13 protein-coding genes are annotated in these 17,692 nt (G+C 42.9%); 5 read left to right on the top strand and 8 right to left on the bottom strand.

Going from position 1 to position 17,692, the window contains the following annotated elements; genetic code table 11:
* Positions 1–35 precede the first annotated feature (35 nt).
* The 6 genes from P4S58_RS06855 to P4S58_RS06830 form a co-directional block, all read right to left on the bottom strand.
* On the bottom strand, positions 36–254 hold the full coding sequence (locus tag P4S58_RS06855; RefSeq protein ID WP_081878676.1) for a DUF2835 domain-containing protein: 219 nt from the start codon (positions 252–254) through the stop codon (positions 36–38).
* Between the two features lie 75 nt (positions 255–329).
* Positions 330–2,936, bottom strand: coding sequence for an aminopeptidase N (gene pepN, locus P4S58_RS06850; RefSeq protein ID WP_337163331.1), 2,607 nt, complete (start codon positions 2,934–2,936; stop codon positions 330–332).
* A gap of 155 nt (positions 2,937–3,091) precedes the next feature.
* Complete coding sequence (locus P4S58_RS06845; protein ID WP_042482457.1) at positions 3,092–3,766, bottom strand: hypothetical protein; 675 nt, start codon at positions 3,764–3,766, stop codon at positions 3,092–3,094.
* 145 nt (positions 3,767–3,911) lie between these two features.
* Positions 3,912–5,918, bottom strand: coding sequence for a carboxy terminal-processing peptidase (prc, locus tag P4S58_RS06840; protein WP_102964454.1), 2,007 nt, complete (start codon positions 5,916–5,918; stop codon positions 3,912–3,914).
* A gap of 17 nt (positions 5,919–5,935) precedes the next feature.
* Positions 5,936–6,562 (bottom strand): RNA chaperone ProQ, encoded by a 627-nt coding sequence (proQ, locus tag P4S58_RS06835; RefSeq protein WP_042482463.1) that lies wholly within the window; start codon positions 6,560–6,562, stop codon positions 5,936–5,938.
* Between the two features lie 99 nt (positions 6,563–6,661).
* A complete protein-coding gene (locus P4S58_RS06830) occupies positions 6,662–7,135 on the bottom strand; it encodes a GAF domain-containing protein (RefSeq protein ID WP_042482467.1) in 474 nt (157 codons plus the stop codon).
* 124 nt (positions 7,136–7,259) lie between these two features.
* Here P4S58_RS06830 and P4S58_RS06825 point away from each other — a divergent pair, with 124 nt between their 5' ends.
* From P4S58_RS06825 to rsmF, 4 genes are all read left to right on the top strand, one after another.
* A complete protein-coding gene (locus tag P4S58_RS06825) occupies positions 7,260–9,059 on the top strand; it encodes an ABC transporter ATP-binding protein (RefSeq protein WP_337163328.1) in 1,800 nt (599 codons plus the stop codon).
* 33 nt (positions 9,060–9,092) lie between these two features.
* A complete protein-coding gene (locus tag P4S58_RS06820; protein ID WP_042482472.1) occupies positions 9,093–10,349 on the top strand; it encodes a paraquat-inducible protein A in 1,257 nt (418 codons plus the stop codon).
* Positions 10,342–13,005, top strand: coding sequence for an MlaD family protein (locus P4S58_RS06815; protein ID WP_042482475.1), 2,664 nt, complete (start codon positions 10,342–10,344; stop codon positions 13,003–13,005). The genes P4S58_RS06820 and P4S58_RS06815 overlap by 8 nt, the downstream gene beginning before the upstream one ends.
* A gap of 181 nt (positions 13,006–13,186) precedes the next feature.
* Positions 13,187–14,611, top strand: coding sequence for a 16S rRNA (cytosine(1407)-C(5))-methyltransferase RsmF (gene rsmF / locus P4S58_RS06810; RefSeq protein ID WP_042482477.1), 1,425 nt, complete (start codon positions 13,187–13,189; stop codon positions 14,609–14,611).
* 221 nt (positions 14,612–14,832) lie between these two features.
* Here rsmF and P4S58_RS06805 read toward each other — a convergent pair whose 3' ends face one another.
* Positions 14,833–15,666, bottom strand: coding sequence for a CvfB family protein (locus tag P4S58_RS06805; protein ID WP_042482480.1), 834 nt, complete (start codon positions 15,664–15,666; stop codon positions 14,833–14,835).
* Between the two features lie 113 nt (positions 15,667–15,779).
* Between P4S58_RS06805 and P4S58_RS06800 the strand changes: the two genes are divergently transcribed.
* On the top strand, positions 15,780–17,132 hold the full coding sequence (locus P4S58_RS06800) for a hypothetical protein (RefSeq protein WP_112404618.1): 1,353 nt from the start codon (positions 15,780–15,782) through the stop codon (positions 17,130–17,132).
* Between the two features lie 24 nt (positions 17,133–17,156).
* On the opposite strand, the gene P4S58_RS06795 is transcribed toward P4S58_RS06800, so the two are convergent.
* On the bottom strand, positions 17,157–17,642 hold the full coding sequence (locus P4S58_RS06795) for a PaaI family thioesterase (RefSeq protein ID WP_042482485.1): 486 nt from the start codon (positions 17,640–17,642) through the stop codon (positions 17,157–17,159).
* Positions 17,643–17,692: the final 50 nt, after the last annotated feature.

Raw genomic sequence — 17,692 nt, 5'->3', positions numbered from 1 at the left:
AAGATTCCTATTTAAACATCTGGTAATAACTTTCTTCATAGCATTTCTAACTTTATAAACTTGTTATTTTGGTCAGTTATCAATCTAAATCGACCTTTTACTCCAATTTGGCTAAGAAATGGCCGAAATCTTGATGCTGGCAACTGCAAACGCAATCCCTGCTCTGTTGCAACTAAAATGGAACTTGCCGCTCCCGAATAATGTGCCAAATAAGCTTGATACGAAATGTTGAGTGAAAAATAGTAATGCTTCATAGACCAATCACCGCAGCGATGAATTGTGGTTTAGAAATAAAAAAGGTGGCATCGAAATGCCACCACTGCCTATTGTTAATCTTCTAGTGCTTTAGAGACTTTTTCATAAAGATCTCGCGCTAAATTATCCATCGCTTTTAACGCTTCAAGCTCTTTTCTAATTAATCCTTGTCGCTCTTCATCGTATTTACGGAATTTAAGCAGAGGGTCAATTAAACGAGATGCCACTTGTGGGTTACTACTGTTGAGCTCGCGAAGTATTTCGCCCGCAAAACGATAGCCTTCACCACTCTTCGCATGGAAGTTAACCGGGTTGTTATTTAAGAAAGCACCAATCAGATTACGAGTACGGTTTGGGTTCTTCAAACTGAACGCTTCATGATTCATCGTTTTCTTAATCACTTCTAGTGCATCACTCGCCGGGTTGCAACCCTGTAGAGTAAACCACTTGTCCATCACTAAACCGTCATGTTTCCACTTATTGCTGTAATCCGCCATTTGGGCTTCACGACATGCAAGCCCTGTACTGTTCGCCGCACTCATGGCTGCGATAGTGTCAGTCATATTGTTCGCTTGGTTGTATTGTTTCTCCACTAAAGCATTACCTTGCTCAGTGTACGCTAGGTAGGACAAACAGATATTACGTAATGCGCGTTTACCAATGGCTTCATGGCTAATGGTGTATTCATTTTGTTTTAGTGTTTGATATGTTGCGCCTAATTCATCTTCAAGTTCAGTTGCAAGAATAACTTTGAATGCTTTAAGCACATTGGCAATTGCATCAACATCCACACACTTGTACCAACCTGACACTTCGTTATGGCTCGGTAGTGAAAGCATCTCGGCAACAAATGCAGGTTCTAAAGAATCACTCAGTAAAACACCGCGGAATGCATCGACAACAACGGCAGGTAATTCAACCTTTTGTCCTTGTTGTTCACGAGTTACATTGTCACGAATATACTTAGCCATTAATATTTGACCCGCATCCCAACGTGCAAATTCGTTACTCGCATTGGACATTAAGAATACTAACTCTTCATCTGAGTAGTCATATTCCAACCTCACCGGAGCAGAAAACTCTCTTAGTAACGATGGGATTGGTTTTTCTGTCACGTTCTCAAATACAAATGTTTGCTCCGCTTGAGTAACATTCAGCACATTCGCAACAGGATTACCTTTGCTTTGCAAAGGAATCACACTTCCATCTTTTGCATAAAGCTCAACATCAAAAGGAATATGCAGAGGTTGCTTCTCTTTTTGATCGTGTGTTGGTTCTGTCGATTGACATACCGTTAGCGCATACGTTTTTGCTTCTGCGTTATATTCGCTGCTAACTGATACCGTTGGAGTACCCGACTGGCTGTACCATAAACGGAACTGCTTCAGATCAACACCTGATGCATCTTCCATCGCAGCGACAAAATCTTCACAGGTTGCGGCTGTACCATCATGGCGCTCGAAGTATAACTTCATACCTTTTTGGAAACCTTCCTCACCAAGCAAAGTATGCATCATTCGAATCACTTCGCTGCCCTTTTCATACACAGTCAACGTGTAGAAGTTATTCATTTCTATCACTTTATCTGGACGAATTGGGTGCGACATTGGGCTTGCATCTTCTGCAAACTGCGGACCACGAATAATACGAACATTGTTGATGCGGTTCACAGCACGAGAACCTAAATCTGAAGAGAACTCTTGATCGCGGAATACAGTTAAGCCTTCTTTCAAGCTTAACTGGAACCAGTCACGACAAGTAACGCGGTTACCTGTCCAGTTATGGAAATATTCGTGACCAATCACTGCTTCAATACCAAGATAATCAGTGTCTGTTGCCGTTTGATCATTGGCCAATACAAACTTCGAGTTGAAAATGTTCAACCCTTTGTTTTCCATTGCGCCCATGTTGAAGAAATCAACCGCAACGATCATGTAGATATCTAAATCGTACTCAAGACCAAAACGTTCTTCATCCCACTTCATTGAGTTAATCAAAGAAACCATCGCGTGGTGCGCTCTGTCTAGGTTGCCTTTATCAACGAAGATTTCCAAATCTACGTTGCGGCCAGACTGAGTAACAAATTTATCGTGCAGAACATCAAAATCGCCCGCTACTAAAGCGAATAAGTATGCTGGTTTTGGATGCGGATCTTGCCATTTCACCCAATGGCGACCATTGTCTACTTCGCCTTGTTCAACTTTGTTACCGTTGCTGAGCAGATATGGATATTGAGCTTTATCTGCAATGACCGTTGTGGTGTATTTCGCTAAAACATCCGGGCGATCTAAATAGTAAGTAATTCTGCGGAAACCTTCAGCTTCACATTGCGTGCAGAACGCGCCACCGGATTTATACAAACCTTCTAATGCAGTGTTTGCCTCTGGGTTGATCAAAGTAACAACCGTTAACTCAAACTCCGCCGGTAGCTGACGAATTTCTAAACCAGCTTCCAGTTCAGTGTATTCGTTCCAATCAACGCCATTTACTTTCAGCGCTTGTAACTTAAGATCTTCACCATCCAAAACTAAGGTTGTACTGTCCTTCATTTGTTTAATTTGTGAAACAGCAGTTACCGTCGTCTCTGTATCATACAGATCGAAAGTCAGTTCGATTTGAGAAATGGTATGGGATGGTTGAGTATAATCTTTACGATATTTGGCTTGAGGAGTGTGAGCCATTGCCGGAATCCTTTTGACATAATGATATGTGACAATTACAGATCTTAGGCTTGTTATTGCCAATAACAACCCCTAAAAGAAAAAAAGAGATACCCATCACTGGCTATCTCTTATAAATAGAATTCAATTGGTTAATAAACATTCGATTGTCGCCGTCAACGAATTCGATTTAAAACCGCATACATAGAGCCGCCTTCCATATCCAGAGTTAACTGGTCCTGCTGTAGCGTATAGCGAGTATCTTGTTCGCCGTCTTCATACAGCAAAACAAGGTGATCCCCTTCCATGTAATACACACCTTGATGGGTCGTTTCGTTTCCATCACTACCACTGGCTTTAAACAGAAACACAAAATCCGGCTGAAGGATGAGTAACACTTCCGTGAGTTTATCGGCATACAAATCCCGACCGGACAGTGAAGTGCTAGACCACATTCCTGCTAAAGCGTTGGGTAAAGCTTTGGTAAACGTTACACCATTTAAAAACAGCAAATTGTGGTTACTTTGATATTCATAAACCTGAGGATCATCGCTATTTAATCCTAGAATGAGCGTATCACTGTTTGCTGTATACATACCTTCCCAGTGGTCGACACTGTAATCCTTCTTCTGAATATCAATGCTGAAGGTATAGTCGGACTCAAAGTTCAGCTTGATGGCGAGGAAGTTTTCCTCTGATTCCTCTGGGGCTGGATTCAACAAATACCAATCGCCAAGAAGAAACGGCTGATCAAACTGCGTTAAATCTTTAATCGGCCCATTCATTGAACCAAAGGACTGGCCTGTTATCGTCAAAGCAATACAGGCAAAAATAACGGTTATCCATTTCATAGCGATCTCCCTCACTTTTCTTAAGCTTAGGATCGCATGTTAGATTTCGCTAAATTATTTGATACACATCACATTTAGTTGCATATGGATTTTAGGCATGAAAAAAGCGAGCTAACCAGCTCGCCTTTTTATTACATTGAGTTTTCTATTTTTTTGCCGACTTCAGCATATCAACCATGATGGCTACCGATTCGTTCAAATACGCATCAGGCACTTCATAATCTTTCGGCACGTCGTCTAAACTCTTGTATTCTGCTTTTCCAGCATCAACTTGACGTTTGTTGATTCGAGCTAAACGCTCTGCATCGGCTTCATCACTTTTCTTCTTACGAGCTTTTTCGTTTAAAGACAGCGCGTTGTCATCTTTTTCTGCTTTATATTTAGTAATATCTTGTTGGATAAAACCAAACTCAAGATCAGAGGCAATGCGTTGCTGATGCTTTTGCGTCAACGAGGCAATAATCGCTGAGAAATCATGGAGTTTAGAATACTTCGCTTGATCAATGCTGTCCCAAGGAAGCGCATTTGGCTCGACACTCTCACCCGTTTCAGCAGCATCAATTGCAGCAGGGAACGCAATGTCAGGTACTACACCTTTGTTTTGCGTACTACCACCGTCAATGCGATAAAACTTCTGAATCGTGTATTGCACATAGCCCAGCTCTTTATCGAACATATCGTAAATATGATTCAAAGAACGATGCTGCTGTACCGTACCCTTACCGAATGAGTTTTCGCCAAGAATAATAGCGCGACCATAATCTTGCATTGCCGCAGCAAAAATCTCAGAGGCAGAGGCGCTATAGCTGTTGATCAATACCGTCATTGGACCTGAATAACTGATCTTTCCGTCGGTATCGCTGTTTACGTTCACGCGACCATAACTATCACGAACTTGAACAACTGGGCCACTGGTAATAAACAAACCGGATAATGCCGTCGCTTCTGTTAAAGCACCGCCACCGTTATTTCGTAAGTCAACAATGATGCCGTCCACTTTGTCAGCTTTTAACTGAGTAATCAGTTTATCGGTGTCTTGAGAAAGGCCAACGTAGAAACTTGGTACTTCTAGAACACCAATCTTTTTACCACCCTTTTCAATCACTTCTGATTTAACGGCTCTATCTTCTAGACGAATCTTATCGCGGACAATTGTTACAACGTGACGTTTTACATCCTTACCATCAGGTAGAATTTCAAGATTAACCTTAGTGCCCTTCGGACCTTTGATTAACTGAACAACATCATCCAATCGCCAGCCGATAACATCGACGATATCTTCACCATCCTGACCAACGCCAACAATACGATCGCCTTCTGACAATTGCTTGCTGCTTGCAGCTGGGCCACCAGTAACCAACGAAGAAATAACCGTGTAGTCATCCGTCATTTGTAAAACAGCACCAATCCCTTCCAGAGATAAGCTCATCTCAGACTGGAATTGTTCTGCATTACGAGGTGAAAGGTAACTGGTATGCGGGTCAATCTGGCGAGCAAACGCATTCATGTAAAGTTGGAAAACATCTTCACTATGAGTTTGAGTTAGGCGTTTGATAGCATTGTTGTAGCGTTTTGACAGCGTCTCTTTGATTTCAGGCCACTCTTTGCCTGTCAATTTTAGGCTCAAAGCATCGTATTTTACGCGCTTGCGCCATAACTCATCAATTTCAGCTTTATTCTTAGGCCAAGCCGCTTTAGAACGATCAATTTCGATGGTTTCATCAGTATTAAATTTGATTTCTTTATCGAGTAATGACAAAGCATATTTAAAACGTTCGAAACGCTTAATCATCGACAAGTTATAGATTTCAAACGCAATAGCGTTGCTACCTGCCTTGAGTTCATCATCTAATTGAACAGCTTTAGACTGGAAAGAATCGATGTCAGCTTGAGTGAAAAGACTGCGGTTGTAGTCAAGAAGCTCAACGTAACGTTCAAAAATCTCTTGAGAAAATTGATCGTCGAGATTGAAATGCTTGTAGTGAGAACGAGTAAAACGAGAAGTTACCCTTTTACTTGCTGTTTCATGTTGAGCTTCAGGAGCAAGAACGGGTAAATCTTTCTTTTGAATTTGGGCTTCAACAGCCTGAGCTGAAGATGCTGCTAGCCAAACGCTAGCAGCAATCAGAGTCCATTTTGAACGGCATTTCATGCGTAGGAGTTTCTCCTTTAGGCGCGCAAGTGCTCCGCTTTTACAACCATTTGTAGGCCGTTACCAAGTTGAACACGCACGTCTTCCTTATTGATTTCAACAATGGTCGCAGCCATGTTGCCTTTACCCATGTTGATGTTCACTTCTTTACCAACAATGATTTCGTCAGCATTCAAAGCTCTTGTTTCAACAGGTTTACTTTCTGGTTTTGGCCCTTTGTTTTGAGGACGGCGAGGCTGAGCTGCTTTCTTAGCTTTTGGCTTAGCTTTCGCTTCTTCGCGAGCTTTTTTACCTTGTTCTTTACGACGAGCGTCAACACGAGCTTTACTTTCTGCCAACGCTGCTTGTGCATGTTCTACATGTTGCTCTTCAAGCTCTCCACAAGCGTTTCCGTCTAGGTCTACACGAACCGCACCAGGTTTTACGCCGTGTAGGTAACGCCATGAAGAAGTGTACTGTCTTAAAGCTGCACGAAGCTGAGTTTTACTAACTTTTGGATCTTCGCCAAGGCGTTCAGCAAGATCTTGAAAAATACCAATTTTAAGAGGCTTCGCTTCACCCTCTAAAGTAAAGCATTTAGGGAAACATTCAGCAATGTACGCAATAACTTCTTTGCTGTTTTTTAACTTTTCAGTGTTTTCCATGAGGATTCCTGGTTTATGCGGCTTGTCCGCGAGCATTAAGAGTAAATATGTTCGGTATTATAGTGACCTGAATACGAAAAACCACAGGCAAAAGACAATTTATGCCTTGTTAGCCTGTGAATTGAGCAGCTTTTCAACTTCTGTCATCAAAAATGTCAGTCCTTCCTCATCAATTTCGGAAAAACGACCCACACTTGGACTGTCAATATCGAGAACACCGACTACTTCACCATTGATTGAAAATGGAATAACAATCTCCGAATTGCTGGCAGCGTCACACGCAATATGACCTTCAAACTCATGAACATCATAAACACGTTGTACACTATTAGTTGAAACTGCTGTACCGCATACGCCACGTCCGACAGGAATACGCACACAAGCAGGTTTACCTTGGAATGGACCTAATACCAACTCACCTTCTCGCATCAAATAGAAACCAACCCAGTTAAGGTCTTCTAATTCCATGTTGAGTAGTGCGCTTAAGTTAGACAAGTTCGCAATCAAGTCCTTTTCTGATTCTAGTAGTGCGACAGCTTGTTTTGTTAAGCGGTGGTAATGTTCTAATTTCATATAAACTAAACTTCCAATTGAAAAATAAAGACTTCACTTTAGGTTTTAAATGCCTTTAAGTTTTGATTACCTAAAGGTTTTACATATAATGCGCCAAAACTAAATAGGATTCATTCTCATAAAGATGGCAAATTCCACAAACACTATTAGCCGTTCTTGGCTAATAACACAAGCGAAAAAGCATCAATCCAAGCTATTGTTTGCCAATGTAATTGCGATTGTTGCAACGCTAATCAGTGTGCCCATTCCACTGCTTATGCCTCTAATGGTTGATGAAGTGCTGCTAAACCAGCCTTCAACCGGTATCGAGATGATGAATGGTGTTTTGCCGACGTCTTGGCAAACAGCAACAGGTTACATCGTCCTCACTCTAGTACTTGTCGTTCTCATGCGAGCGGCGAGCCAGATGCTCAATATTCTACAAAGCCGACAGTTCACGCTTGTCTCTAAAACCATCACCTATCAGATGCGCAGCAAGATGATAGATAAGTTGGGGCGAATTAGCATAAAACAATACGAGACTCGGGGAAGCGGTGGAATAAATGCCCATTTGGTTACAGATATTGAAACCATAGACCAATTTATCGGGTCTACGTTAAGTAAATTTATTATTGGCCTGTTAACCGTCAGCGGAACTGCTATCGTTTTATTGTGGATTGAGTGGCGTTTAGGGCTCTTTATCCTATTAGTAAACCCTGTCGTGGTTTACTTTTCGCGTTTGCTTGGTAGTAAAGTCAAACACCTGAAGAAAAGAGAAAACCAAGCCTTTGAGCGCTTTCAAAACAGGCTGGTAGAAACTCTCGATGGTATTTATCAACTTAGAGCGGCCAACAAAGAACGTGAATTTCTTACAGAGCTAAAAGAACAGGCCAATGAAGTACGTTTAAGTGCGGACAAATATGCATGGCAATCCGAAGCGGCTGGCCGCTTATCATTCCTGCTGTTTTTGCTTGGATTCGAGTTGTTCAGAGCGGCGGCCATGCTCATGGTAGTGTTCAGTGATCTTTCTATTGGGCAGATGTTTGCTGTGTTCGGCTATTTGTGGTTCATGCTTTCACCTGTTCAGGAACTGTTGAGCATTCAATTTTCTTGGTATAGCGCCAAAGCCGCGCTTGGCCGAATCAACGCTCTACTTGATTTAGAAGAAGAACATCGCCCAATCAGTAAAATCAATCCATTTACTGAAGACAAAGAAGTAGAAGTGACGGTTTCAAACGTCAATTTTTCATATGACGGTGAAAACAATGTGCTCAAGGATTTGTCCCTTAATATCCCATCCGGTAAAAAAGTTGCACTGGTCGGAGCAAGTGGCGGAGGAAAATCGACTCTAATACAGCTACTGATCGGTGTTTATCGGGCGAACACAGGGCAAATTCGTTTCAATGGCGAGACATGCGACGACATTAGTTTCGATGTTATCCGTGGGGAAATTGCCGTTGTTCTACAACAACCTATACTCTTTAATGACACTTTAAGGCACAATTTGACCCTTGGTGGAGAACATGATGAAGCTGAACTGTGGCGCGCTCTTGAAATTGCGCAAATGCAGGATGTAATTAGTAAGCTGGATCATGGGTTGGATTCTCAAATCGGGCGTAATGGTATCCGTCTGTCCGGTGGTCAGCGTCAGCGTTTAGCCATTGCACGCATGGTTTTAAGTAACCCCAAATTCGTCATTTTAGATGAAGCGACTTCAGCACTCGATACCGCGACAGAAAGTGCCTTACATAAGGCATTAAACGAGTTTTTAAAAGGACGAACCACTTTGATAGTCGCTCACAGACTTTCAGCGGTGAAACAAGCAGATTTGATTTATGTATTGGAAGATGGACGCGTTAGCCAAGCTGGCACACATAGAGAACTGGTTGAGCAAGAAGGGCTATATCAAACTCTCTACGGTTCGGTGCAATCCTACGCCAATTAGTTACATTGACACATTAAGTTCAAGGGGTATCTGATGAAAGTGAGAGCGATAGAAAAACATCTATCCACTCCTTCTGGAATACGCCTTTGCCAAGGGTGTGAGTTGCCCGTGGACGTCATTAGCGTAGAGAAAGGTAAAAGTGCATATTGCCCTCGGTGTGGTACGCAACTTTATCGTGGCGGGCAACCTTCCCTATCAGGCAACTTAGCTTTGGCTATTACCTGCCTATTGTTGTTTATACCCTCTCACTTTTTCGATTTCATTCGTATTCGCCTAATAGGCGTTATGATTCCAGCAACACTACCTTCCGGTGTAGAAGCACTCTATAACGAAGGATATGTCGGCTTAGCACTGCTCGTGTTTTTCTGTGCTTCGCTCGCTCCATTTATACTTTGCTGCAGCGTTGTAGGTGCACACGTTGCGTTAAGACACAATAATTTCGCCCTAATGCGCTATTCGCTGCTGCTGATCTCTAAGCTTAAGCCTTGGGTTATGATCGATGTATTTCTGGTGAGCATTGCGGTTTCGTGTTTCAAACTGATTGATATTTCAGATGTTTTCGTTGGCCCCGGGCTGTACGGACTGGTTCTGCTACAGATATTTACCGTTCTGCTAATCAGTCGTATCAGTGTAAGACGTTATTGGGAAGCTTGGCGACCAGAAACTGAATATCCGCTCGAAGTGAAACACGTGCACTGCCACAACTGCCATCTCTCTCAACCGGAGAGTTCAAATTGCATTCGTTGCCATCAGAAGCTCTACCACAGAAAGCCTAATTCCATTGAAACGACTTGGGCGTACTTATTGGCCGCTACGGTTTCGATTATTCCAGCCAACATTCTGCCAATTTCAATCTTGTTAACCAACGGACAAAGACTCGAAGACACAATATTTTCGGGTGTAGCATCACTGATTAACAGCGGCATGATTGGAATTGCAGTCATCATTTTTGTGGCAAGTATTGTGGTACCGGTCGCCAAAATACTTGGCTTAACTTATCTACTACTTGCCATAAAATTTAAGCGAAGCGTCTTTTTCCGCCAAAGAATGATCATATACTTTGTTATCAAATGGATAGGAAAATGGTCCGTGATGGACCTGTTTGTTATTTCTATAATGTTAGCGGTCGTTGATCGTGGGCAGTTGCTCGATTTTACTCCCGGATACGGTGCCATTGCTTTTGGAATGGTTGTGGTGTTGACGCTGTTGGCAGCAGAAAGCCTCGATCCAAGACTCATTTGGGATAACTACCGCGACGATAACAATAAACAAGAGTCAGTTGATGAATAAAAATATTACTCAGCAAACCTCCTACAAGCCAGATGTCAAAAAGAACAAAGGAATCTCTCCTTTGTGGATTTTGCCTATCCTCACGGTCGTGCTGGCTGGTTGGTTAATAATGAAATCTATCCATGATGCTGGTGAACGCATTCAAATTTACTTCTCTAATGCACAAGGTCTGGTAGCTGGAAGAACACCGGTCCGCTATCAAGGCTTAGAGGTCGGTATGGTCAGAAACATCAAGTTGTCCCCTAACCTAGACAGCATTTATGTCGACACCGACATTTATCCGGATGCGAAAAGACTGCTTTCTGAAAAGACCCGCTTTTGGTTAGTAAAACCCACCGCAAGTTTGTCTGGCATTTCCGGTCTTGATGCTTTGGTATCGGGTAACTACATTGCTATTGACCCGGGTGATGAAATTGTTGAAGACAATGATTATGATGCAGACGACCATCCTCAAAGCTATCGCGCTCTCGACTCTGCACCTTCAGACTTGCTCGCCAATCAAGGGTTAACCATTACTTTGAAAGCTCGAGATTTGGGTGGAATTTCTGTTGGCTCGCAAATCGTCTACAAAAAGATCCCCATCGGTGAGGTATACAACTATCAACTGGCCGATGACAATCAGTCTGTAATTATCGATGCGTCCATTCAAGAGCAATATCGCAATGTCATAACGACGGAAAGCCGTTTTTGGAACGTAAGTGGTATTGGCGCTAACTTAGGTTTAAGTGGTGTTGATATTCGTATGGAAAGTGTAGCTGCTTTGTTAGGTGGGGCTATCGCAGTTGACTCTCCTGACGAAGGAGAACCCGCTGAACAAAATTCTGAATTTAAACTTTATCCGGACCTCAGAACTGCTGGACGTGGTGTCGCCATTAAGATTGTTCTGCCAGACGATAACAACATCAGTGTTTCTGGTGCGCCAATTATGTACAGAGGGTTGGAAATCGGTCAGATCACCAATCTGCAGTTGGATGAAGAACGCAAAGAAATTATTGCATCTGCCGCTATTCAACCTGCCTTCAGCGACATGCTGAACAGTGGCAGCAACTTCATTCTTGAAGAAGCAAAAATCGCACTGACAGGCGTTGAGAACCTAGGCAATCTTATAAAGGGTAACTATCTAACTCTGGTTCCCGGTGAAGGTGATCGCTCTCGTCATTTCGTGGCAGTGCGTAAGCAAGAATTTAACCGTACTCAGGCGAAATCCGTCGCCTTAAAACTTATCGCCGACAGCTCATTTGGTCTGAGTGCTGGCACCGACATTTTGTATCGCGGCGTTGCGGTCGGTAGCGTTACAAAAGTCGCCCTTAAGCCTGATAACGTTGAGTTCGATGTGCTGATTGATGAAGAGTATGTTCCATTTATCGGCTCAAATAGCCGCTTTTATGTTACAGGTACTGCAACCGCCGAACTGACAGAATCAGGGTTAAACGTTTCTATTCCTCCAGCTAAACAGCTACTGACGGGTTCAATTAGCTTTGTCAGTGAAGGCAGTAAGCAAATTCAGTCACAATATCGGCTTTATCAAAGCCAATCGTTAGCTGAATTGGCGAAGTACAATCAGTCTGGCACTCAAACATTTACCTTAATGGCGGAAGAACTTCCTCCAGTCAGTGCGGGTAGCCCACTTCTCTATCGCAACCTGCGAGTGGGGAATGTAGCAGGCTACACGCTGACGTCTAAAGGGGTTGAGATTAAGGTAAAAATAGAGAATCAGTACAAACATCTAATTACGAGTCAAACTGTATTTTGGAACCGTTCAGGTGTCGAAATTGATGCATCGCTGGCAGGAATAAGTGTTAAAGCTGCGCCTCTACAAACATTGATTCAAGGAGGGATAGCGTTTGATAACATCAGTGGTGTTGATAACAAAGTTAATGACAAATGGGTGCTTTATCCAAGCTATCAACAAGCTCAAAAATACGGCAAAACCATTACTCTTACAGCCTCTGGCGATGTGGCGGTTCCTGTCGGTACAAACATCAAATACCAAGGCGTATCTGTAGGTGAAGTGGTCAGCGTCACGCCAAGTTTCACTGCAAATAAGATTTCGATTACCGCGCGCATTAAACCTGAATACAGCAAGAACATTGCCACAAAAGGATCAGTATTCTGGATTGCATCAGCGAAAGTTAGCTTGACTCATGGTATTGAAAACATCGAGAACCTGCTAAGCAAGTCTATTGAGGTTAAGCCGGGAGATGGCGATCCAACCTATTCATTCCCGTTGTCAGAACTGCCATATAAGAAAACCAGTATCTCGTTTACCCTACAAAGCGAAGATAAAGGCTCGGTTTCCGTTGGCACCCCTGTTTTGTTTAGAGGCATGGATGTAGGTCGAGTAACTCGAGTGCAGTTAGGAAACCTTGCTGACAGAGTGATTTCGACTATCGAAATTGAACCTGAGTACAGCTATCTCATTCGCCAAAACAGTGTCTTCTGGAATGTTTCCGGTGTTGATGTTTCGATTGGCTTATCTGGTGCGGACATCAAGGCAGGTACGTTTGACAGTATTGTTCGCGGTGGTATTACCTTCTCGACACCAGAACAAAAACAGCTCATGCCTGCTGCCAAAGCGGGACAGTCGTTCTACTTGTACTCGCGCGCTGAAGAAGGTTGGAAACAATGGCGCACACCTATTCCTCAACCAAACTAGTCTGCAACCGGACTAGCAACTTCAAAGTAGTAAGAAATAAGCGTGGAAACACGCTTTTTTCATTTATCTGCTTAACAACGCTTAATCCAGCAGTAAAACCACGACTTCAAATAAAACTGTGATGCCGCTATAATCTGCCGCCTACTACCTACTCTGCCCTTTAGCTAATCGAGAATACGTTTTGCATCCTAATATATCCTTCCCTGAGCTGTTCCTATCTTCAATGGCCGAAATTCTTCCTCCTGAGTTAAACATGGAAGATTTCATTGCAGCATGCCAAAGACCGTTACGTAAAAGTGTTCGCGTAAACACATTGAAAATCTCTGTAGAGGAATTCAAAAAACGCGCTGAAGATAAACGCTGGGCTTTAGAACCTGTACCTTGGTGTGATACTGGTTTCTGGATTGATGCTGACGAAAGTGACGTACCTCTGGGGAATACCGCTGAACATATGGCAGGCTTGTTCTATATCCAAGAAGCCAGCTCAATGATGCCTGTATCTGCACTGTTCACCGCGGAAGACAGCCCTTATCTGTCAGTGCTAGACACTGCGGCAGCACCGGGCTCAAAAACAACGCAGATTGCAGGCTTAATGCAAAACAACGGTATTTTGGTAGCGAATGAATTCTCAGCCAGCCGTGTAAAAGTCCTACATGCCAACATAGAACGCTGCGGCATTCGCAACACTGCGCTGACCAACTTTGATGGACGAGTGTTTGGCAGTTGGTTACCTGAGCAATTTGATGCCGTGTTGTTGGACGCGCCATGTTCAGGCGAAGGAACCATTCGTAAAGATCCAGATTCATTGAAAAACTGGAGCAAAGAATCCATTCATAGTATTGCGGATACACAAAAAGAGCTGATCGAAAGTGCCTTTCAGGCCCTAAAAGTCGGTGGTGTGCTTGTTTATTCAACCTGTACATTAAGCCGTGAAGAGAACCAAGACGTGTGCCAGCATCTTAAACAGACATTCGGCGATGCAGTCAGTTTTGAATCGTTAGCTTCCCTATTCCCTGAAGCCAATAAAGCATTAACAGAAGAAGGTTTCCTGCATATATTCCCACAAGTTTATGACTGCGAAGGCTTCTTCGTGGCTCGAATCCGCAAGAATGCCAGTGTCGAAACGCCACCAGTCAAAAAACGCTTAGGTAAATTCCCGTTTGAAAAAGCCAACGCGAAGATTTCAAACGACGTGAATCAAGAGCTGAAAAAATGCTTAGGTATTTCGCTGCCAGAAAACAGTTCCGTCTGGCTTCGTGATAACGATGTATGGTTATTCCCTGATGCATTAGAGCCAATGCTGGGTGAGCTACGTTTCTCTCGCATGGGGATTAAAATTGCTGAAACGCACAAAAAAGGCTATCGCTGGCAACACCAAGTTGCAACCACTCTTGCAACGGGGAAAGAAGCTTGCGGTATTGAACTCTCGATTGAAGACGCCAGAGAATGGTATATGGGGCGTGATGTTCGTCCACAAGGGCAAAGTGGCCAAGGTGAAGTCATCGTCCGCTTTGGTAACGATGTGATTGGATTAGGAAAATGGGTCGGTAACCGAGTGAAAAATGGTTTACCAAGAGAGCTTGTTAGAGACAAAAACCTATTCTAAAAAGCAAACTTCTCTTTTGTAAAAGCAAACTATAGTATGAAATTCTAGTTAACCCTCGCTAAACGAGGAGCCTGTACTACACTTATTTGTAAGTGGAAATTAGCGCAGGCTCTTCGGAGCCATTCCCCTAGGCCCAAAAATGCAAAGCATTTCGGGCCTTTTTTTATTCTAGGGAAACAAGGTTATTCAGGAGGAACAAACAAAGCTATAAAGCTTGGCATTTAAGCCAAGCGGATGCCATCTTGCTCGATAACAATCTTACCTTGTTTGTACAAAGTACCGATAGATTTCTTAAACGTCCCTTTACTGGTACGGAACTCAGCAAAGATAGCTTCAGGCGTTGATTTATCACTTAATGGCATTGAACCGCCTTTCTTAGCCAGAGTCTCTAAAATCTTCTCGCTCAAGTCGTCCATCTTCTCAACACCGATCTTCTGCAAAGAGAGATCAATTTTGCCATCAGGGCGAATATTCTTGATGAAGCCTTTCAGCTTTTTACCAATAAATAACTTACCAAATACATCTGAAGGGAAAATCATTCCCCAATGCTCGCCATTTACTATTGCTTTGAAGCCCAAGTCTGACCGTTCAGCAATAATTAAATCAACCTGCTGGTTCTTAGTGTAATTAGCTGGTGTTTTATCCAACCATTTATTGAACTTAGTGGTACCAACGATACGACCAGACGCTTTATCTGTATAAACATAAACCAGTACGCTTTGACCCGGCTTAAAGCGCGTACGTTGCTCGCTAAATGGAAGCAACAAATCTTTATTTTTGATACCCCAGCTTGCAAACGCGCCAGTGCTGTTAACACTTTCAATCGTCATTAAGCCCCATTCACCCACTTGAGCCACAGGTTTTTCAGTTGTAGCAGCCAATTGGTTGTCTGAATCGAAATACAAAAATACGTCAACATAGTGTCCGAGTTCTACGCCCTCAGGAGCCATGCGTTTTGGCAACATTGTTGTGCCATATTCGCCCGCATCTAAAAACACGCCAAACTCAGCGATTTTTACCACTTCTAGACTGTTAATCTTGCCAACGTTAATCATTAATTACTGTCTCACCTCAAATTTGCAGAGATTATACGTTATCTCTGTTATGCTTTCGCCTGTTCATCAGAGAAAATTTCGTTATTTTTTTCGAAGATAGTTAGGAGTTATTGTTGATCACGGTAGATAAGCAAGATGCGGTTACGTTAAAAATCACCACTGAGATGTCAGAAAGCAAAAAACTGGACTTAGACATGTATATCTTTGTTCCGGGCGAACTAGGACTTACCTCTGACGTAATGACTGAGTCTGAATTTTTTTACAGCTCCATTCATCAAAAACGCTCCTACTACAGTGACAAAATTCTTCTCCCACTTGTACACAGTCGACTTGCCCAACGTGGCAGGCTCTCTCCAACACAGTACCGTGTAAGTTTAAGTTTGTTTGCTTATCAATATGTTATCGCATTAGATAAAGCCGTCAGTCAGCTCAACCTTTCAAGTGACAGCGTCACTGAAGATGAGGTTGATACTGTTATAGAACTCTCTTTAGACATACTTAAACGACTACGCCGAAGCATTCCGTACGAAGAAGGTTTGAAGCGTTACTACGCAAATATCGATAACTACCTCTCTTGGTATACTGAACAAAAATTCTTATCCATGGTGTCTCAGCTGACTCGTGATAAAGAATATAAAACCATAAAAGAGCGCCTGATTACCTTGGTTGAAAGGGAGCAAGCGCACCGAACTCTGAACAACTATAACTCTGTCAAAGCTGATCAAGACATTACCCGCTTGAGCAACAAAATGCGTTTGCTACGTCGTTTGATAGAGCATCCGATTATTCTTACTGAGAAGGTGACTTCTTTAGGTAAAAATATGAGGCGCGCAGTCAAAGGCTTAGCGACGGGGTTAGTGATGGTGTTTGTGACTATTACAGCGATTCTGGCAAGAGATTATTGGGGAGAAATCACCGCATCATTCATTATCGCTATGTCTTTTGTCTACGCTTTGCGCGAGATATTTAAAGACGATTTGAAAGACATGATGTGGCGCTGGATTCGCAAAGGAAAACCGAAGTGGCGTCGACGCTATTTCGATCCGACAACCGGCAAGCAGGTGGGTCAAAAAATCGAATGGCTCGACTATAAGCCGCTTTCTGCTTTAGCCGATCGCATCAAAATAATACGTAAGAAACGCGTGGTTCAAAGGGAAGAGCAAATTCTCCATTATCGCTCCGAAACTGAAATGACAACGTCACGTTTCATGAGTGGCTATGAAGAAACTCGAGATGTAATGCTGATCGATCTGCGAGCCCTAACCCGCTTGATGGATAAAGGTTCCAACCGTATTTATCGGCTGAGCAATGGTCAGGTAAGCCGAGAATCCGTCGAAAAACGTCATTTAATCAACTTAATCATTAAAGAAGACGGACACCAGCAAAGCCCTCGTTACTATCGTTGGAAAGTAGTACTCAACCGAAGCAAGATCGTCGATATTGAGAAAACCGAAATCCAACTATAATCGGGCTAAGCTAGTTAAATCAGGCTATCCGCGCTTGTTAATGCGCTTAAGCGACAAGGTTAACAAAAACTCCGCCATTGGCTCATCTCCATGTAAAGATGGGCAAGTGGCAACAATTTTTACGTCTTTATTAATTCGCTCACCTGTTGCTATGGTTTCATCCAGCATTGCATCTATCAGTTCGCCGTCATTACAGTGAAAGTGCACATCCGCTTCCGGACGTTTAAAAAACTCCCCTTTGACCGCTTTAAAAGCCAATGACACCTTTTCGCCACGTTGCCCTGCTTTGTCCATAGCCATAAAGCCACCAGCTACGTCTGCGCCTACAGCGAGCACACCAAAGTACATACTGTTCAAATGGTTTTTGTTGCGTCGTTTTAAAGGAATACGGATTTCTATCGATTTATCATTGAGAGATAAAATTTGAGGGCGGCATGCCCAAATCAAAGGAACTTTAAAAAATCCAAATGACTTGAGATACCAATTTGCTTTAGTAAGTGTAGAGAGCATGTTTCTGACCTTTTAAGGTATGTTGTTTTATATTTATTCGGTCAGTTAAA

Source organism: Vibrio sp. Hal054 (assembly GCF_037162405.1).
In the GTDB taxonomy this organism is placed as follows: domain Bacteria; phylum Pseudomonadota; class Gammaproteobacteria; order Enterobacterales; family Vibrionaceae; genus Vibrio; species Vibrio diazotrophicus.
Note: the sequence above shows the minus strand (reverse complement) of the source record. Positions and strands in the feature narration are given on the sequence as shown.